Genomic DNA, 18707 nt, shown 5'->3' with positions numbered 1-18707 from the left:
TGTTCCTGCTGCTGTTGCTGCCGCTGTCGCTCACGCCGTGGCCTCCGCGGCCGCTCGGGCCGCCGCCGGGAGGGCGTCGGCGATCTTCTGGACGGCACGCTCGTCGTGGGCCGTGGAGACGAACCAGGACTCGAAGGACGACGGCGGCAGGTAGACACCGTCGGCGAGGAGGGAGTGGAAGAAGGCGGTGAACCGGAACGACTCCTGGCCCCGCGCGTCCTCGTAGTTCCGCACCGGGCGGTTGGTGAAGAAGACGGAGAACATGTTGGAGGCGGTCTGCACCTGGTGCGCGACGCCCTCCTTGTTCAGTGCGTCACCGACCAGCCCCTGGATCTGCTCCGACACGGCGTTGACCTTGTCGTAGGCCGCGTCGTCGAGCAGCCGCAGCTGGGCGAGACCGGCGGCGGTGGCGACGGGGTTCCCGGAGAGGGTGCCGGCCTGGTAGACGGGGCCGGCCGGGGCGAGGTGCGCCATGACGTCCTCGCGGCCTCCGAAGGCCGCGGCCGGGAAGCCGCCCCCCATCACCTTTCCGAAGGTCATCAGGTCGGGCACCACTCCGTCGATGCCGAACCAGCCGGCCCGGCTGGTCCGGAACCCGGTCATGACCTCGTCGGAGATGTACAGCGCGCCGTTCTCGCGGCAGGCGTTCTTCAGTCCCTGGTTGAACCCGGGCGCGGGCGGCACGACGCCCATGTTGCCCGGCGACGCCTCGGTGATCACGCAGGCGATCTCCCCCGGGTGCCGGTGGAAGGCCTCCTGCACCGCCTCCAGGTCGTTGTACGGCAGCACGATCGTGTCGCCGGCCTGCGCACCGGTGACACCGGGGGTGTCCGGCAGCGCGAAGGTGGCCACGCCGGACCCGGCGGCGGCCAGCAGGCTGTCGACATGCCCGTGGTAACACCCGGCGAACTTGATCACCTTGGTGCGCCGGGTGAACCCGCGGGCGAGCCGGATGGCGCTCATCGTGGCCTCGGTCCCGCTGCTGACCAGCCTGACCTGCTCCAGCGGCTCGATCCGGGCGACCATCTCCTCCGCGAGGGCGACCTCGCCCTCACCGGGCGTACCGAAGGAGGTACCGCGGGAGACGGCCTCCCGGACGGCGGCGATGACCTCGGGGTGGGAGTGCCCGAGGATCATCGGCCCCCAGGAGCACACAAGATCGACGTACTCGCGCCCGTCGGCGTCCGTGAGGTAGGGCCCCTTGCCGGAGACCATGAAACGGGGGGTGCCGCCGACGGCGCGGAAGGCGCGCACCGGGGAGTTCACGCCGCCGGGCGTGACGACGGAGGCGCGGTCGAAGAGCGCCTGTGAGACGGGCGCGTCGTAGGGATAGGGCGTTTCGCTCTGGGCACTCATGACGTGCGACTTCTCCGACTTCTCGGACTCCGGATGCTTGGTGACCTCCTCAGGGTAGGCCGAGGACGGCGGTCCTCTCGCAGCGGAGGACGGCGGTCCCCGCACAGCGCCCGGGGCATCTGCGAGACTGTGACCCGATACACCCAGCTCATCCGGCACGCAGGCGGCCGGAGGCTGTAAAGATCCTGCGGACTGATGTTTCGACGCACGTTTCGGCGGGCGGCCGTGGGGGAGGTCACTGACACGATGATCGGGTTGCGCGGCGGGGGCCACGCGTCCTAGAAAAGCAGTCGGGTGGAGATATGCATCGCGGTGGCGGACTGGGCGAGGGGACCGATGACCTGGGTCCTCGGCGTGCCCAACGGGGAAAGCACCGGCGCGACGCGGAGGAATCAGCCGAAGCAGCACGTCACGAACAAGGCGTACCGAGTGAGTCGGAGCGGCGCGACCGACGTATCGATCAGCGGGACCGCGATCAGAGGGATCGGGACCAGCGGAGCGAGCGGCGGATCGACCGTCTGCAGACCGGGAGCAGGAATGGTGGTCGGGTGGGGGTGACGTACAAATACTTCGGCGCACCGGACGGCGCGACCGCGGCCCGGGTCCCGATCTCGATGCGCCCGGAGGAACTCGGCGGCGACGAGCTCGGCATGAACGGCATGTTCACCAAGATCAAGCCGGAGACGATGGCCGCGATGGTGCTGACGGGCATCGAAGGCGTGCCTCTGCACAAGGTGCCGCCGCTGGAGCTGGTGGTACTGCACCCCGACTACGCGGTGGTCAAGCTCCCCATGACGGTGGTCGACCCCCTGCGCGGCATCGGCGAGGAAGCGGTCGGCGCGGCGGCCTTCATCTGGTCGACGGTCCCGGACCGGGGCGGCCCGAGGGACGCGTTCAACGTGTACCAGCTGCTGCACGAGTGGCAGGACTTCTCGCACCGGCTGCATGAGGCGGGGCATCAGCCGTACTGCCTGGTGTGGCCCTGAGCCGGGGTTTCCTGCGGGGCGGGCGGGGTCTTCGGGCCTCGCCCTTTTTGGTGCCGGGGAGGGGTCGTCAGGCGGCCAGGGCACATTGAGGGCACATTGGTTTTGCTGGGGGTGCTGATGTGCCCTGGGCGGCGGGCGGGCCGCCGTCGTCTTCCGCTTCCGCCTCGGCTCCCGTTTCCGTTTCCGTGAAGGCGTCGTCGATCGCCTTGCGGGTGCGGGTCTCGCTGGACGGCAGCAGGTGCGTGTACGTCCGCAGCGTGAAGCCCGGGTCCGAGTGGCCGAGGTACTCCGAGAGCGCCTTGATGCTCTCCCCCGCGTCCAGGAGTACGGAGGCGTAAGCATGCCGGAGGGCGTGCATGCCGTCTTCCGGGGCCGCCTGGAGGTAGCGCGCGCCCCGCTCGCGGGGAGGAATCACGCCGGCGGCGGCCAGGGCACGCTTGCAGTCGCCCATGTTGAAGACGCTGCGGTTGTAGGCCCGCCCCTTCTGGTCGACGAAGAGGAGGCGGAAGGTCTTCGGCTCACCGTCCGGCTTGGCCCAGGGCAGGGCAACCTCGACCGGCGGGAACTCCTTCATGTGCGCCTTGAGGGCGGCGGCGAGCTGCGCGGGTAGGGGCACCGAGCGAATCTTGTTGCCCTTGGGTAGCGCGAAGACGGGCTTCGCGCCGACGAGCCTCACCTGGCGGTTGACGTGGATCCAGCCGCCCTTGAAGTCGATGTCCTCGACGGCGAAGCCGAACACCTCGCCCTGGCGCAGGCCGCAGCCGAAGGCGAGCTTGCCGCCGGCCTGGAAGCGCTTCGGCAGCCCGGCGATGACGGCGCGGACGCGCTCCAACGACCAAGGGATGACCTTCTTCTTGGTCGCCGTCGGCAGCTTGACCGACTTCGCCTTGCAGGGATTCTTCGGCAGCAACCCGTCCTCCACGGCCGCGCCGAGGATGCTGGAGAGGATGTCGAAGATGCCCTCGATCGTGGACACTTCGAGGCCGCTGTCCTGGAGGGTCCGAATCCACCCCTGGATGATCGAAGGCTGGTTGAGAGACCGCAGTTCGCGTCGGCCGAGGTGCTCGACGATGTGGTTGCGGACGGTCGCCTCGTAGCGGAGGGCGGTCGTCGGGCCGACGGAGTTCGCCGCGAGCCACTTCTGCGCGTAGGCGTCGAGCGTCTGCTTCGTCTCGGCGGGTACGACGTAGGAGCCGCGCCGGAGTTCGACGTCCACCTCGGCGGCGCGGTTGTCCGCCTGCGCCTTCGTGTCGAAATTCTCCTTGCGCTGGTGGCCGTTCAAGTCCCGATAACGGACCTGCCAGCGCTTGCCGATGCTGTGGTCGGCCGTGGGGGCCATCCGCTTCGTACGGCTCTTGTGCTCCCCGCACTCGGTCTCGGTGGGCTTGGGGTGGGACTTGTGCCAGCGGTCGTACACGTCAGCCAAGAAGGGCCTCCTGGATGGGGTTAGGAGACTGGGCGGTGGCGTAGGGCGCGGCGGTGCGCGTCAGCCACGGGAGCAGCAGGGCTGAGGGCGGGGCGGCGAACTGGTGCTGGGGCAGGCTGCGCACGAGGCGTGGGTACCCGATGGCGCAGGCGGTGTGGAGGCCGGCGCGGCCTATTTCGACAGGTCGGTTGGGCATGACCAATAGCTGTAACTTACAGTCGGCCGCCATGGCAAGAGTTAGTTCTTAAACTCTCCAAAAGTCGCCCGGAGGCGAAGTGGTGTTCGTCTCGTCGAATTCCGGCACATCACGAGCCATTTCGGAGGAGGGGTTGTGCTACCTTCCCTCCGCGTCAAAGAAGTGGGCGATTTAAGCAGCTATCGGACGCGATGCCCGCTGGACTGGCGGCATCACTTCTCCACGCTGGGCGCCACCCCTGAGCTGCCGAGGTACCGGATTCCGGCACCTCGGCCGGTTGTTTCGCCGCAGAATATTTCGGCTTCCGCGGGAGCGATTTCGGCAACCGGCGATCCGCCCTTACTGTTTGGTCTTCCCCGGCAACGCCGAGGGAAGTAGCCGGGAGTTTCAGAATTCACTCTGGAAGTTTCCCAGGTGGTGTGGCTGTGTTGCCCGCCCTGCCATCCAAAACCCTGATTCCGATATGGAGACCTCATTGCCGAACCACTCCCCGCGCCTTGCCGACGCCGAGCGTGACCAGCTCGCCACTCCCGCCGACGTGGCCGCTTACCTCGGGGTACCGGTGAAGACCCTCTACCAGTGGAAGTACCGGGGCACCGGCCCCAACGTCCACAAGGTCGGCCGTCACCTGCGCTACCGCTGGCGGGAGGTGGACGCGTGGCTGGACGCCCACACGTCGTACGACCTCACGGCCTGACCCCGCGTCTGGCGCGGACAACGAAGCGGCCCCCGGCGCGCCAACGCCGAGGGCCCAAGACTTCCCAACTGATCGCCTATCCCTGAACGAATGAGCTGGTGAGGGGCGGGACCTTGCCCGTCCTGCCTCTCACCGGAGAGGAACGCCTATGGAGGACCCTACGTCCCCCAGCTCCACGAACACCTCCCCGACCGGCTGGCCCACTCCCGCCGTCCCCGGCGAGGGCGTCCCCTGGCGGCGCAGGGATCAGGCGGACACACGGTCCCCGGCGTCGGGGACCGTCGAGCACTCGGCGGATGTGGAAGCACACGGGGACCGTCCCCAGCCGTCTGCAGATGCTGCCGTTGGAGACCGTCCCCGCGACGTGCCCACTGCTCGGTCCCCGCACGTCCCGGTCCCCGTATCGACATCCGGCGCAAACCCACAGGTCAACGGCGCCAAGATGGGGACCGGTCCCCAAGAGGCTGCAGTTGCACCAGGGGACCGCAATGGGGACCGTGATCACGGTCCCCGCCAGTCGCTGGGGACTGACAACCCCGTAGCGGGAAGCGCCCAGCAGAAGGGGACCGGTCCCGTCGACGCACGGGGACCGGATCACGGGACTGGCTCCCGGCCTCCTCGGGGACCGGCAGACCCTGAGGAAAGGAGTTCCGGTGAGGGTGTAGAACTGCTGGATGAGTTGCGGGCGGCGATCGGCAAGTACGTCGTGCTGCCCAGTGACGAGGCGCTGACAGCGGTCACCCTGTGGGTGGCGGCCACGCACATCCAGACCGTTCTGCAGCACGCGCCGCGTCTGGCGGTCGTAGGCCCGACCAAGGGCTGCGGCAAGTCCCGGGTTCTGGACGTGCTCCACGAGACCGTGCACCAGCCGATCATGACGGTGAACATGTCCACGGCGGTGCTCTTCCGCATCATCGGCAAGAACCCGCGCACGATCCTGGTGGACGAAGCCGACACCATCTTCAGCAAGGCCGGTGACAACGAGGACCTTCGCGGCCTGCTGAACGCCGGACACCAGCGCAACCGGCCCGCCTGGCGCATCTCCGGCCCGGAGCACAAGCCGACCCCGTATCCGACCTTCGCCATGGCCGCACTGGCCTCGATCGGCGACCTGCCCGACACGATCACAGACCGGGCGGTCGTGCTCCGCATGCAAAAGCGCAAGCCGGGCGAGAAGGTGACCCCGTTCCGCTCGCGCTACGCCTCACCGGAGCTGAACTCGGTGCGGGACAAGCTGGCCGCCTGGCTGGGCCCGCTGCGCGGCACGGCTGGTCGCATGGCGCCGACCATGCCGGTGGAGGACCGGGCGGCAGACACCTGGGAACCGCTGGTCATCATCGCCGACCTGGCCGGCGGCCACTGGCCCGCCAGCGCCCGTGCGGCCTGTGTCGCGATGACCCGGTTCGAGGCCGTCCAGGACGAGCAAACCAACCTTAAGACAAGGTTGCTGCGCGACATCCACCGCGTCTTCGAGGCACACGGCAACCCCGAAGTCCTGTCCTCCCTGGATCTGGTCACCGCCCTGCTCCAGGACCCCGACGCCCCCTGGGCAGAGCACGGCGCCAACGGGCTCAACGCCTATCACCTGGGCAGAATGCTGCGGGACTTCGGCATCCGTCCGGCCAATTACCGGTTCGACAAGGGCAGGCAGGCCAAGGGGTACGCCCGTAACCGGTTCCTCGACAGCTGGGCCCGGCACTGCCCCGACCTCACCGAGACGGCGCCCGCCCCTGCGCACGACGACACGCCCGCGCACCCGCCAGCCCAGGGCAAGCCGCCCGCCGCCCCGTCGGGTCAGCTGCCCATCGGCCCGCCCGGCGGACCCGCCGGCTCCAAACGCGCCCGCTGACCCGCCTCCCGCTGGGTCCGTATCACTGCGTCGCATCCGTCCCCGCGCAGGTCAGCGCGGGGACGGATGTGCTTGTCGGGACGGACTTCTCCGTACCTGCCCGAGTGTCCGTACCTGTGCTGACCAGGCGTGGGACGGATGCGACGCACGTGACACATCTCCCGCCCCTCAGCCCCGGAGCACCGCCATGCACGAACAGCACCACGAACTGCCCACAGCTCAGGAGCAGATGCACACCACCTCAGCCCCAGACAGCGCAGCAAGTTGTCGGGTAAGGAGTCCTTACCCGGCCTCCGCCCCTGGGGTGGCTGAGGCATCCGGCGCCGAGGGGGCGCCGGGGTCGGTCGGCCCGGGGGTGCCGACCGATACGGGAGCCACCAGACCGTCGCCGCACGCCGCGCAGACGCCGACGCCGCAGCGCCGTCTGCGTCAGCCGCGCCTGCGTGAGCGCCGCGTCCATCCCCGTTACAGCGACAGCGAGTTCACCGACCTCGCCCACGCCGCCGCGCGCAGCCGTATGCAGATCGGCGGCTACGTCGCCGAGGCGTCGCTCGCCGCGGCCCGCGCCGAGGACCCCACCGCCGCGATCGCCGACTACCGCGCCATGGTGAAGGCGCTGATGGCCGCCAACCGGCAGCTCGCCTGGCTCGGCAACAACCTCAACCAGCTCACCTGGCACCTCAACAAGGACGGCGCCTGGCCCGAGCCGGACGTCGTCCAGCGGCTCCTGGCCCGCATCGAAGCATCGATCGCCGACGTGGACACTGCCGTCGCCCAGGTCACCGAGGGAAGGCAGGGCCGGTGATACCGAAGATCATCACCGGCAAGGCAGCACCCGCCGCCTGATCGCCTACCTCTTCGGCAAGGGCGACGCCAACGAGCACGTCGACCCGCACCTGGTCGCGTCCTGGAACGACTTCGCCCCCGACCCCGGCCGCAGCCCACACCGCGATCCGAAGGAGGTGGAGAAGCAGCTCTACACGCAGCTCGACCAGCCGGTGGCCATGCTCGGCCGCCGGGCTCCCCAGACCACGGTCTGGCACTGCCCGGTCCGCGCCGCCCCCGAGGACCCGATCCTGTCCGACGCCCAGTGGGCAGAGATCGCCCGCCGGATCGTGGCCTCCGCCAGCATCGCCCCCGCCGGGGACGCCGAAGCCTGCCGTTGGGTAGCCGTACGGCACGCTGACGACCACATCCACATCGCCGCCACCCTCGTCCGCCAGGACGGCCGACGCCCCAAACGGGACTTCGACATCCGGGCCGTCCAGCGCGAGGCCCGCCAGATCGAAGTCGACTACGGGCTGAGGCAGTTGAAGCCGGGCGACGGCACCGCCGCCAAGCGCCCCACCAGCAAGGAGCACTTCAAGGCCAAACGCCTGGGCCAGAACGCCACCTCTCGCGAGATCCTGCGCCGGCGCACCCGCCGCGCAATGGCCGCCGCCTCTACGGAGACCGAGTTCTTCGTCCTACTGGAAGCGTCCGGCGTGGTGGTGCGGCCGAAGACAGAGCCGTCCGGAGACGTGTCCGGCTACAGCGTCAGCCTGCCCGGCGACGTCAACAAGCAGGGCGAACCCATCTGGTACGCCGGCTCCACCCTCTCCGGCGACCTCTCCCTGCCCCAGGTCCGCAAACGCCTCGCCACGACCGCTCCTGAACCGGTCTCCGTCCGACCGGGCAACCCGTGGCACCAGGCCACCGCCGCCACCGAACGCGTCGTCCATCACCTCACTCGCAGCGACGACAGCGTGGCCCAGGGCCAGCTGGCCGCGCTCGGCGGAGCCCTCGACCTGCTGCCCGTCACAGCCCCGGCAGCAGCACGGGCCGAGCTGGAACGGGCCGCCATGGCGTTCGAGCGGGCGACTCGCTCCCGCGTCGCCGCCGACCACTCCAGCACACGCGCCCTGCGGCGCAGTGTCCAGATGATCTGGAACGGCCCCTCGCGACACGGCGACGGTGCCGGACTGGCGATGCTGATCGACGTGGCGCTGACCGCGGTCGCCTACGCCGTGCACTGGCACCGAACCCGGCAACACGTCCAGCAGGAGGCCGCAGCCGAAGAGGCGCTGGTCCACCTACAGGCAGCGCACGCGCAGATCACCGAACCGGTTCTGGCCCATTTTGCCGCCCGAGCACCGGGGGCTCAGATCCAGCGCCGCTACGCCTACCACCTGCAGCAGGTGGCCCCCAAGCACGCCGAACGCATCATCACCGACCGAGCCTGGGATGCTCTGGCCACCGTGCTCGCCGAGGCAGAGTCCGCAGGCCACAACGTGTCCACGCTCATCGACCAGGCGCTCAGCCAACGCACGTTGGTCGACGCCCGCAGTCCCGCTCGCGCCTTGACCTGGCGGATCCGCCGCCTCGGCGAGCGCCACCCACCTGGCCCCCGAGCCCAGAAAGCCAACGCCCACCACACCACGCAACGCCCGACCACGCCCCCATCCGTTCCGGAGGCCAAGGGGCAACGGCGCTGATCACGTCGCCACGGACACCGCAGGGGCGAGGAGCTCCAACGCCTCCTCCCAGCGGTATCGATCCGCGCCACCGCCGGCCTTGGGCCGATGCGGTTCGTACGAGCCGATCAAAACGTCCATCTCGCGTAGGCGCTGCAGGCTCCGGCGGTATGCGGGGTGGGCGGCCTGGGCCGAGTTCAGATACGGCAGGACAGCGGTCGGGATGCCCATCCCGTATGCCTCGCACAGGATGCCCAAGGCGAGGGTGTCGGAGATGCCGGCGGCCCACTTGTTGACCGTGTTGAAGGTGGCCGGCGCCACCGCGATCGCGTCGGCGGGCGGCAGCGGTCGTGACTCACCGGGTGTGCGCCAGGCCGAGCGGATCGGATATCCGGTCTGGGCCTCGATCGCCTCAATGTCGAGGAAGCCCAGCCCCTGCGGGGTGGCGACGACCCCGACGTCCCAGTTCCGTTCCTGCGCGGCGGTGATCAGCTTGCCGACGTCACCGGCGATGCCGCACGCGCAGACGATGACGTGCAAAAAGGGCTTCTTGTCCGGTTCCTTGGTGGTGGGCTCGGTCACGCGTGGGCTCCAGGATGGTGGGCTTCTCGTTGGGCGGCCAGCTGGTCGGCCAACGCATCGGGCCCGATCTTGCTCAGGGCCCACAGGCTGCTGGATCGACGAGCCCACCGCCAGAGCGGGTCATCCACAGGGGTGTGGAAGGGCAACACGGGAATGCCGTGGGTGTCGAAGGGACCGGCGTCGAGGTAACGCAGACCACCAGTGCCGCACAGATAGTGCGTACTGCCGGTCGCTGCCGCAAGGTCGGCGAGGCGCTCGGAGCGGCCTTGCCGGGTCGGGATCGCGCTGCTGTCCTGCACCTTCCCCGACCAGCCAAGAGCTCTGAGCAGGGCGATCGTCGATGCCCTCGCGAGGTCGGCCACACGGTCCGAGTCGTCGAGCGCGTCCAGCACCTCGGACACCGCACCCCAGTAGGCGCTGCGGCCGTAGTACTGGCGGACGAGAAGTTGGACCGTCCGACGCGAGCGACGCGGATCAACGAGCCGCGCCTGGCTGATCAGCGTCGGGCGCCCGTGGGGAAGATGCGTCGGAAGCGTGAGCCACTGCTGTCGGGATGGATCGTCCAGGGCGGCGAGACGGGCGCGGTGCTGGTAGTCGCGCCGAGCGAACTGCACGTCGTCCAGAACGATCCAGCGGTCGGCGGAGAACAGCTTCGCCAGCGTGGACAGCCTGGGAAACAGGTTGGGTTGATGGATCGCGCACAGCCCGCCCGACGCATCGGCGCTGGGCGGCTCAGGTACTGATGAGGCGGCTGTCGAAGCCGGCGCCCAGGAGGCGCTCGTAAGCGTCATACACATCCCCCGGTACGTCCTGCTCGACGGCGAAGCCAAGCTTCGGGTACTCGATCACCCGTTGCAGGTCACCGACGAGCATGTCGACGACGAGCTTCTCGTCGCCGATGGACTTGATGTAGTCGTCCAACTCCAGCGGCTCGGAGGCGCACACGACCTCAGCCTCGGGCCACAACTTGCGGCAGGTCGCATACGAGCGGCGCTCCATGTACGGCTTGGAGATCAGCAGCAGCGACTGCACTTCCACCCCGGCCTCGGCCAGCAGTTCGCGGGAGAAGGTGATGTTCTGGCCGGTGTTTGCGGCCTTCGACTCCACGATGATCGCCTCGTCCGGCACCCCCAGGCTCAGCGCGTGCTCGCGGTAGTGGACGGCCTCGCCGCGCGGGAAGCGAGCGCGGGTGGTGGGGCTGTTGCCGCCGCTGAAGACCACGACCGGGAAAAGGCCAGCGCGATAAAGGTCGACCGCAGTAGTCGCGACCCCAAGGTCGTGGCTGCCCAGGCCGATCGCCGCCGAGCAGGGCCGCAGCTCGTGGCCCATCTGGTGGTAATTCCAGATCAGCGTCGCGTCGTGGAACTGCTCGTCGGTGATCTGGCGCTGCTGGTGCTCCGGCACTGGCACTCCCTGGCTCATCCTTGCTGGCCCTTTCGGATGCCCTCAATACTGCGCAGCTGGTGGCTCAGCCCGTACTGCCGGGCCACCTGTGCCGCCTGATCGAGGACGGACAGCCCATCATTCCGGGTCGCCGCATCCGACAGAAGGATGTGCCCGTACGCGGTGTCCAGCCTCACCCGCTGCATCGGGGAGTCGACCGTGCCGGTGGTGCGCGCGATGTCGATGTAGTGCAGTGCCTGCTTCAGGTCACCGGCACCGCGATGGGCCAGGGCCAGCTTCTGGTGGGCGACCGACCAGTCCTCCGGCTCGCCAAGGTCCTCGAAGGCACGAGTGGCGGCCGTCATCGCGTTGGTGGCGTACTCGTTGTCGCCCTCCTTGCTCAGCGCCGTACCCACCCACAGCCGCGCCCTGGCACGGTCACGCGGGCTCAGGCGCTGGTCCCCGGCGAGGTGTTCGTAGTGGCGAGCGGAGGACTCCAACTCGCCCGACATCTCCTGAACGACGGCCAGGGACAGCTCGATCTGAGCCACCCGGCGTGGGATGTCGAGCTCGGTGAACATGCCGCGGGCGGTCAGGTAGGAGTGGCGGGCGGAGAGTGGGCCGAGGATCGCGCCCTGATCGCGCTGGAGGTCGCCCAGGAGCACGAGGGAACGGCCGTACAAATAGAGACCCTTGTCGTCCAGCTGCTGGGGTGCACGGCTGCCCAACCAGCGGTTCAACAGGGTTGAGGCGAACGGGAAGTCCTGACGGCTGATGCAGACAACAGCGCGCTCGATGTCCTCGGTCCAGGTCTCGTAGTCCGCTGGCCGCGCGCTCTTCCGCTCAGGGAACAGCATTGCCTCGAAGCGGGCTTGGGCGGCGGAATCCGCCCGTGCGAGTGCGGTGTCGAGGATGGCCTGGGTGTCCGGTCGGGGCTGTGTCTCCGCGCCGAGGCTCTCCCACTTCGCAACCGTGCGCAGCGCGACACCGAGGTGCTCGGCGAAAGCGCGCGTGCTCATACGCAACGCGGCGCGCAGGGCGCTCGCCTCCCGACCTGTCCATTGCTGCACGCTGACCACGGATGACCTCCCTCCGTCACGTATGGAAGCACTGTCGGTGACGACGTGGGGTGGGAAGTGCAACGGAAGTACAACAGCAGGTCATTTCGAGGCCGTTCACGACGGCCGACGCTATGGGCATGGACGACGACCTCATCACCGAAGCCCGCCCCGTCGCCTTCCCCCAGGTCTTCGGCTACCTACGCCACGTCACCGGCGGGCTGCCCCGCCACGCGGCGCTCGTCGACTGCCTCATCGAGTACTGCGAACGGCACGAACTTGCCCTGTGCGGTGTCTTCACCGAACGCGACTCCACGGTGATCATCCGCTCCCCCGCCTTCGTCGGTCTGCTCGACGCGCTCGAACTCCCCGATGCCTACGGTGCCGTGGTTCCGGCTCTCAGCCACCTCGGCCCGAAGGGCCTCGGCACCGAGCGCAGGCGGCAGATAACAGCAGCAGGCGCTCGTCTGATCGTGGTCCGCCGCCTCACGCCGACCACGGAATCCACCTCTTCGCTCGGCGCGAGCCACAGCTTCCGGCCGCAGGGGGATGCGTGATGTCCGTGCGCGATGCGTTGCGAAGGGCTCCCATGGCGAACGACGTGCCGGGGCTGCGGCTGCTGAAGGTCGGCGACGGCTGGGACGTCGTGCGCACCTCCGCCGAGATCGGCCTCCTAGCCCTGGCCTACCTGCGCTGCATCGGTACTTCCGTCGGCCCCGTGCTCTACGACAGGCCCAACGGGCGTCTCTACTACGCCGTCCCGACCGGCACCGCAACCAGCTGGGACGATCTGCCGGTACGGCACCTCTCCACCAACTCCTGGCTCATCGCACCCGGCCTGGAGCTGCTCGACGACTGGTTCGGCGGGTGGTGCGAGCTGCCTGCCGACGACACCCTCACCGACACGGAGGCCCTCCGCGCTGCTCTCCAGCACCCCTACGTCGCCACAGCTCTGGAGACGGTTCGATGACCAGCCGCACGATCATGCGCCACCAGGAGTGGACCCTCCAGCCCGACCGGGAACCCGACGCAGAGCCCACCACGTACGCGATGCAGTGCGCGGTCTGTGGCGAGACCTCGCCGCCCAGCACCGACTTCGCCGACCCGCAGAGCTGGGTGTTCACGCACGGTGGCCGCAATCCCTCGCACCATACGTACCGGGAGATCATCACCCGCCCGTGGAGGGCCTGGTGGAAGCCGTAAACGGCCGTCTCACCGCCCAGGTCACGCAGGGTGCCCGCCAGGCCGGACCACTGCTGATCGTGCTCGTGTCCGCCTCGTAAAGCTTCGCGATCGACGTGACCGCCTCGACACGCACGGATCACACCCCTGACCCGCGCTTGGCGAGGGGTTTCACCGGCTGAGCTGGCGGCCACCTGATCGCCGCCCACTACCAGGCCCGACCGACCGCTCATACCCAACCAGTGGAGGTTCCATGACCGAGACGAACACCAGCGCCGAGAGGCGGGGGACCAAAACAGCTCCGCGGCTCGTGGCCAGCCCGTTTCTCGCCCAGTACCTCCTTGTCCGGCCCGGCCTGGCGGCCGGCGTGCGCATCCCGGAGGTCCGCTACGAGGAGCTGCGGGCTGCGAGGGCGGAAGGACGATCCGTCCCGGACTGGCTGGCCGACGCGGCGAGGGAAGCGTGGGGGATCGAGGTGCCCGCGTCGCCGGTCGGCGACGTCGTCCTCGTCCGTGAGCGGTCCCGGTACGGATACGGCAAGGCGTCATGGGAGGTCAACCTCGGCTGTGACTATGACTGCGAGTTCTGCTACCTCGGGGAGAAGCGGTTCGAGGGCCTGGACTGGGCCGGTAAGCAGGCGCTGCTGCAGACACTGAGGGATGCCGGTGTCTTGTGGTTGCAGATCACCGGCGGTGAGGCGCTGATCGACCGCGAGTTCGGCGCCGCGTACGAGTACGCCCACCGGCTCGGGATGATGGTCCAGGTCTCGTCCAACGGCTCCTCGCTGCGGAAGCAGCCGATCCGGGACCTGTTCGCCCGCCACCGGCCGTACCGAATGACCCTGAGCGTCTACGGAGCTACAGCCGAGACGTACGACAAGGTGACGCGGAACCGCGGGGCGTTCGGCCGGTTCCTGATGGGCCTGGACGCCGCTCGCGAGGACAGGCTGCCGGTCCGCCTGAACGTGATCGTCTCGGACCGCAACTCGCACGAGACAGAAGCGATGGTGCACCTCGCGAAGTCGTACGGCTTCCCGCACCAGGTCTTCACGAACATGTCGCCCACGATCGACGGCGAGGCGAACCCTCTGGCGACGCAGGCACTGGGGCATCTCAAGGCCCGCAGCGTATTCACCGGCTGCAACGCCGGCCACACGTTCTTCCACGTCAACCCGCACGGCATCGCGTCGATCTGCAAGGTCGGCCGCGACCCCAGCGTGAACCTCATCACCGAGGGCATCGAAGCCCTCCCCAGACTCGGCGCGATCGCCGAGTCCCTACAGCTCCGCACCGGTGGATGCTCCGGCTGCACGAAGGTCGGCACATGTCGCACGTGCCGACCGCTGGCCAGGCTCTACCAGGAGGCGGGGGACCGACGAGAGCTCTACTGCCAACATGGAGGTTACGGATCATGACTCCGCCCACCGCACTCCTGACCCCGCCTCGCGAACCGATCATGCTCACCATCGGCCGACGTCCGGCGGACAACCCGACCAGCGCCCTGCCGGTACCGCTGACCGCCGCGTCGATCAAGGACGACGAGTTCCAGATCATCGCCGACCTGGACGAGGCTGCCGAGGGCGCCGAGTGCAGCTGCTCGGCCGGTGACGACCAGCCGTACTAGATCCACCACGGGCGGCGCCCGTGCCGCCCGCTCGTTCCACCCCCTCAGTGCCGTCCCGGCCGTACCCTGGCCGGGGCGGCACTCCCTTGTACCCGAGCACCCCTGAGGAACCGCGCGTGTCCATGTCCCGCATCCCCTTCGAGCAGCTCCCCGCCGGCATCCGCAGGGCCATCGCCGACAAAACCGGCGCCGTCCATCAGGCGGCCACCGCGCCGGGCGGCATGAACTCCGGCATCGCCTCCGTCCTGGAGACCGAAAACGGCAGGGTCTTCGTGAAGGGCATCCCGACCGACCACCCCCAGGTCGGTGCACAGCGCCGCGAGGCGGCCGTCGCCCCATACCTACCGGAATCCTCTCCACGCCTGTACTGGCATCTGGAGTTCGGCGGTTGGAGCTTGCTCGGCTACGAGGTGATCGACGGCCGCCACGCCGACTACACGCCAGGCTCGCCCGACCTGCCGCTCGTGGAAGCCGCGCTCGTCGAACTGCAGGGCGTTACAGCACCCGCCGACATCAAGATCAAGGACGCCGTCGACCGGTGGGCGGACTACGCACCGCCAGGTACGACGCACTACTTCGAGGGCAACACTCTCCTGCACACCGACTTCGCCCCCGACAACGTCCTGATCACCGGTGCCCGCGCACGAATCATCGACTGGGCCTGGCCGACGCGAGGGGCGGCCTGGATCGACCCGGGCGCACTTATCCTCCAGCTCATGGACGCCGGGCATTCCGTGGAGGAGGCCCTCGCCTTCGCAAGTCGGTTCCCGTCCTGGCGGGACGCAAAGGCCGAGGCACTCGCGGCGTTCAGCTTGGCCACGGCGGCACTGTGGCGGGAGATCGCTGAAGTGGAGCGGACACCATGGAAGTTGGGGATGGCAAAGCGGGCGGCGGAGCTCGCGCGCGTCCGGGACTGGGCCCTATAGACGCTAGGTACTGGTAACGGGGGACGCGTTCGGACGGACTTGCCCGGCTCTCAGCTGTGCTCGCGTCGACGAGGGTGCCGGGGGCCGCTTGGGCTGGCGACGGCGTGATGTCAGTGGTGACGCCTAGGCTGGATGAGGCAAGTGTGTTGCGCCGTCAGCTCCCGTCCTCTGATGCGGTCCGGGGGCAGTCGGCCCGTTCGAATCCGAGGACAACCATGCAACTCGCCGACCATTTCAATGAGTTCCTGCGCACCACGGTGAACCTGGGCCAAGTCAAGCTCGACCTTCTCGACACCAGGGTGGAGGCGATCTACCGGGCGTTGAAGGCGGACGAGGAAATCGGCTCGCTGGTCCTGGGCAAGATTCCGCAGGGCTCATGGGCGCATCGCACGATCATCGACCCGGTCGGCGGGACGGAGTTCGATGCTGACGTGATGCTGCTGATGGCCGAGAACCCGGACTGGTCACAGAGCCCGAAGACGTATATCGAGGAGGTGTATGCGGCCCTGCATCGGCACAGCATCTACAAGGACATGCCGCACTCGCGTAAGTGCCGATGCGTGCGGCTGGTCTACAGCAACTCCATGCACGTGGACATCGTTCCCTACGTGGTGCTGGTCGACGGTCGAGAGGTCATCGTCAACCGCGACGAGGACACCTGGGAGAACACCAACTCGCAGGGCTTCACCACTTGGATGCGTACTCAGGACCAGATCGCGCAGGGGAATCTGCGCAAGGTCATCCGGTTGATGAAGTTCCTGCGCGACCACAAGGGATCGTTCACCGGGACGCGGTCGGTGATCCTGACGACGCTGCTCGGCAACCAAGTTCATGCCTACAAGAAGTTCTCCGATCCGGGCTACTACCGTGATGTGCCCACTGCGCTCTTGCACATCGTCGCTGACCTGGACACCTATCTACAGGCCAACGAGATCAAGCCCTCGGTCGCCGACCCCTCAGGGTCTGGGCTGACCTTCGACCACCGTTGGGAGCAGAACACGTACTCCTACTTCCGCGACCGCATCCACAAGCACGCCGCCGAGATCCACGACGCCTACCACGCCGAGGACAAGGACACGAGCCTACGGCTGTGGCAGGACCTTTTCGGCCCCGAGTTCAAGGCCCCGGTTGCGGCAACCAGCGGCTCCAAGTTCCCCGTGGCTGCCACCACGGTCACCGCTGTCGCGCGGCCTGGTCGCGCCGGGTGAGCAGCGGCAAGAACCGACCCGCACCGACGGACTGGCAGAAAAAGGCCCTGACCGAGCTGCGCGAGGCCGCGACCGAACAGCCGGACGTGCTGCGTCTGGTGGGAGTTCCAGCCCGCGGCCAGAACGGTGTGCTCAGGGTGACGCTGCGGCTTCACACCGGGCCCTTGGCCACTGCTGACGGCGGCTTGGTTCTGCAGGAGCACGAGGAGTTCGTCCTGACCCTGCCGGCTTCACCGCTGTCCGCAACCACCGTCGAAGTCGAGCACTGGAGGTTCGCCGGCTACCCGCATGTCCTCCAGGGGCGCCGACTGTGCATCTTCCTGGATCCCGCCCGCGAGTGGGATCCGCTGCGCGGGGGCATGCGGGCGTATCTAAACCGGCTGTGGTCCTGGCTGAGCGACGCGGCAGCGGGCCAGTTCAACGCATCAAAGGCGATGTACCACGCCGTCGGCGGAGTGCTTCACCAAACGCCCGGAACCCCGACGCTGGTCGTACGCGTTCCCGGCCCCGACCAGCGAATCCAGACTGGCTACCTGATCGCGCGCACCGAGCACCGCCTAGACCTGGCCTACAGTCCGCCCCCGGAAGGCGGGGCCGTACGGGTGCCAGTAATCACCATTGCGGGAGCGCTGCCGCTCGGCGGCGGCTCCACCTTTGCCGAACTGCTGACCTACGTGGACAACCCTCCGTTCGATCACCAGCGGAGAAGCTCACCGCAAGCGGTCGCCCAGTCTCCGGCGATCCTGACCACACTCGCGGCCAGTGCGGCCCGCAACCCCGATGGCTCGCCGCAGTACCTGATCCTGGCAGTCCCGCACCCCGCGGGCGGCCCGCCCCATCTCTTGGGTGCACGTCTTCCCGCGCCTGCCGCGGATGCACTGCGACGCATGGCCCACGAGCAGGGTTCCGCGCTGAACATCGACGCCTCCCGGATCCGCTCGGACCTACTGATCGAATGGTGCCCTGTGTCCGATGAACGACCTGCCGTGACAACACGTCGCGATGACGGAAGCCTCATCGGGGGCTTCTTGGGGAAACACGTGCATGTCTGGGGCTGCGGCGGCCTTGGCTCCTGGATCGCCGAGTTCGTCGTCCGTGCCGGCGCCTCACAGGTGACGGTGTGCGACCCCGGAACAGTCACCGGCGGACTGCTGGTCCGGCAGAACTACGTCGAAGCTGACGTTGGAGCCTCCAAAGCCCAGGCCCTGGCCCGACGGCTGCGTGCAGTGGATGACACCGTCGCGGTCCACGTCCACGACGGCGTGCTGCCCGACGCTGCAGCTCTGGCAGGCGCCGAAATCATTATCGACGCGACCGTGAGCATTGCCATGGGCCACATCCTGGATCGCCTCGCGACTAGCGGGGGACCCCACCCGGTCCTGGCTCAGGTAGCCACCGACACCCGCACCGGCACCTTGGGCCTGCTGAGCGTCTCCGCTCCCACCACCGCACAGGGGCCCAGCAGCATCGACACTGCCGCCGGGAAGATCGTACTGGCCGACCCCGCCCTGGAGCTTTACCACCGCCTGTGGCAGGACACCCCGGACGGCGACGAACTTGTACCGACCCGCGGCTGTTCGGTGCCCACCTTCCACGGGGCATCGGCCGACCTGGCTACTGTCGCCGGAACTCTGACGTCCTTCCTGGGGATGCACCTGATCACTCCCCGCTCGGGCACACATCTGATCGCGCTCCCTCACGCAGCCGGATCGCCCCATCACCATTTCCTGGCCCACGGCCCGACACCGACGACGTCCTGACCCATCCCATGTGCACTGGAGG

Annotated in this window: 19 protein-coding genes and 1 pseudogene; 13 read left to right on the top strand and 7 right to left on the bottom strand. The window is 68.5% G+C overall.

What is annotated here, in order from left to right:
- Nucleotides 1-30: 30 nt before the first annotated feature.
- Nucleotides 31-1356, bottom strand: coding sequence for a glutamate-1-semialdehyde 2,1-aminomutase (gene hemL / locus ABZ887_RS03780; protein ID WP_361282589.1), 1326 nt, complete (start codon nt 1354-1356; stop codon nt 31-33).
- Nucleotides 1357-1658: 302 nt separating this feature from the next.
- Between hemL and ABZ887_RS03775 the strand changes: the two genes are divergently transcribed.
- Nucleotides 1659-2342, top strand: coding sequence for a hypothetical protein (locus ABZ887_RS03775; RefSeq protein WP_361282587.1), 684 nt, complete (start codon nt 1659-1661; stop codon nt 2340-2342).
- Nucleotides 2343-2409: 67 nt separating this feature from the next.
- On the opposite strand, the gene ABZ887_RS03770 is transcribed toward ABZ887_RS03775, so the two are convergent.
- Both ABZ887_RS03770 and ABZ887_RS03765 read right to left on the bottom strand, forming a co-directional pair.
- Nucleotides 2410-3759, bottom strand: coding sequence for a tyrosine-type recombinase/integrase (locus tag ABZ887_RS03770; protein ID WP_361283339.1), 1350 nt, complete (start codon nt 3757-3759; stop codon nt 2410-2412).
- A gap of 1 nt (nt 3760) precedes the next feature.
- Complete coding sequence (locus tag ABZ887_RS03765) at nt 3761-3964, bottom strand: hypothetical protein (protein WP_361282585.1); 204 nt, start codon at nt 3962-3964, stop codon at nt 3761-3763.
- Nucleotides 3965-4439: 475 nt separating this feature from the next.
- On the opposite strand from ABZ887_RS03765, the gene ABZ887_RS03760 reads away from it, so the two are divergent.
- The 4 genes and pseudogenes from ABZ887_RS03760 to ABZ887_RS03745 all read left to right on the top strand — a co-directional run bounded on the left by ABZ887_RS03760 (nt 4440) and on the right by ABZ887_RS03745 (nt 8984).
- Nucleotides 4440-4661 (top strand): helix-turn-helix domain-containing protein, encoded by a 222-nt coding sequence (locus ABZ887_RS03760; RefSeq protein WP_361282583.1) that lies wholly within the window; start codon nt 4440-4442, stop codon nt 4659-4661.
- A gap of 679 nt (nt 4662-5340) precedes the next feature.
- The gene (locus ABZ887_RS03755) at nt 5341-6510 is read left to right on the top strand and encodes a DUF3631 domain-containing protein (RefSeq protein WP_361282581.1); all 1170 of its coding nucleotides are present in this window, start codon (nt 5341-5343) and stop codon (nt 6508-6510) included.
- 304 nt (nt 6511-6814) lie between these two features.
- Nucleotides 6815-7315 (top strand): plasmid mobilization relaxosome protein MobC, encoded by a 501-nt coding sequence (locus ABZ887_RS03750; protein WP_361282579.1) that lies wholly within the window; start codon nt 6815-6817, stop codon nt 7313-7315.
- Nucleotides 7312-8984, top strand: a pseudogene (locus ABZ887_RS03745) (mobilization protein). Before ABZ887_RS03750 ends, ABZ887_RS03745 begins: the two are co-directional and overlap by 4 nt.
- Here the strand turns inward: ABZ887_RS03745 and ABZ887_RS03740 are convergent.
- The 4 genes from ABZ887_RS03740 to ABZ887_RS03725 are packed head-to-tail and all read right to left on the bottom strand — an operon-like array spanning nt 8985 to nt 12007.
- The gene (locus tag ABZ887_RS03740) at nt 8985-9545 is read right to left on the bottom strand and encodes a flavoprotein (RefSeq protein ID WP_361282577.1); all 561 of its coding nucleotides are present in this window, start codon (nt 9543-9545) and stop codon (nt 8985-8987) included.
- On the bottom strand, nt 9542-10336 hold the full coding sequence (locus ABZ887_RS03735) for a WbqC family protein (protein ID WP_361282575.1): 795 nt from the start codon (nt 10334-10336) through the stop codon (nt 9542-9544). Before ABZ887_RS03735 ends, ABZ887_RS03740 begins: the two co-directional genes overlap by 4 nt.
- Nucleotides 10278-10967, bottom strand: coding sequence for a YdcF family protein (locus ABZ887_RS03730; protein ID WP_306500884.1), 690 nt, complete (start codon nt 10965-10967; stop codon nt 10278-10280). The genes ABZ887_RS03735 and ABZ887_RS03730 overlap by 59 nt, the downstream gene beginning before the upstream one ends.
- On the bottom strand, nt 10964-12007 hold the full coding sequence (locus tag ABZ887_RS03725; protein ID WP_361282573.1) for a hypothetical protein: 1044 nt from the start codon (nt 12005-12007) through the stop codon (nt 10964-10966). Before ABZ887_RS03725 ends, ABZ887_RS03730 begins: the two co-directional genes overlap by 4 nt.
- A 119-nt stretch (nt 12008-12126) precedes the next feature.
- Here ABZ887_RS03725 and ABZ887_RS03720 point away from each other — a divergent pair, with 119 nt between their 5' ends.
- The 8 genes from ABZ887_RS03720 to ABZ887_RS03685 all read left to right on the top strand — a co-directional run bounded on the left by ABZ887_RS03720 (nt 12127) and on the right by ABZ887_RS03685 (nt 18685).
- Nucleotides 12127-12543, top strand: coding sequence for a hypothetical protein (locus ABZ887_RS03720; RefSeq protein ID WP_361282571.1), 417 nt, complete (start codon nt 12127-12129; stop codon nt 12541-12543).
- A gap of 32 nt (nt 12544-12575) precedes the next feature.
- Nucleotides 12576-12956: a hypothetical protein gene (locus ABZ887_RS03715; RefSeq protein WP_361282569.1), complete on the top strand. Its 381-nt coding sequence runs from the start codon at nt 12576-12578 to the stop codon at nt 12954-12956.
- The gene (locus ABZ887_RS03710; RefSeq protein ID WP_361282567.1) at nt 12953-13189 is read left to right on the top strand and encodes a hypothetical protein; all 237 of its coding nucleotides are present in this window, start codon (nt 12953-12955) and stop codon (nt 13187-13189) included. The genes ABZ887_RS03715 and ABZ887_RS03710 overlap by 4 nt, the downstream gene beginning before the upstream one ends.
- 232 nt (nt 13190-13421) lie before the next feature.
- Complete coding sequence (locus tag ABZ887_RS03705) at nt 13422-14582, top strand: radical SAM protein (protein ID WP_361282565.1); 1161 nt, start codon at nt 13422-13424, stop codon at nt 14580-14582.
- Nucleotides 14579-14791 carry a hypothetical protein gene (locus tag ABZ887_RS03700; protein WP_361282564.1) on the top strand — a complete coding sequence of 71 codons (213 nt, stop codon included), beginning with the start codon at nt 14579-14581 and terminating at the stop codon, nt 14789-14791. The genes ABZ887_RS03705 and ABZ887_RS03700 overlap by 4 nt, the downstream gene beginning before the upstream one ends.
- A gap of 122 nt (nt 14792-14913) precedes the next feature.
- The gene (locus ABZ887_RS03695) at nt 14914-15717 is read left to right on the top strand and encodes an aminoglycoside phosphotransferase (protein ID WP_361283337.1); all 804 of its coding nucleotides are present in this window, start codon (nt 14914-14916) and stop codon (nt 15715-15717) included.
- 215 nt (nt 15718-15932) lie between these two features.
- On the top strand, nt 15933-16925 hold the full coding sequence (locus ABZ887_RS03690) for a cyclic GMP-AMP synthase DncV-like nucleotidyltransferase (RefSeq protein WP_361282562.1): 993 nt from the start codon (nt 15933-15935) through the stop codon (nt 16923-16925).
- Nucleotides 16922-18685 (top strand): ThiF family adenylyltransferase, encoded by a 1764-nt coding sequence (locus ABZ887_RS03685; protein WP_361282560.1) that lies wholly within the window; start codon nt 16922-16924, stop codon nt 18683-18685. The genes ABZ887_RS03690 and ABZ887_RS03685 overlap by 4 nt, the downstream gene beginning before the upstream one ends.
- Nucleotides 18686-18707: the final 22 nt, after the last annotated feature.

The sequence above is a fragment of the Streptomyces sp. NPDC047061 genome (genome assembly GCF_040643955.1).
Classification (GTDB): domain Bacteria; phylum Actinomycetota; class Actinomycetes; order Streptomycetales; family Streptomycetaceae; genus Streptomyces.
This window is presented reverse-complemented; position numbering and strand designations above follow the sequence as displayed.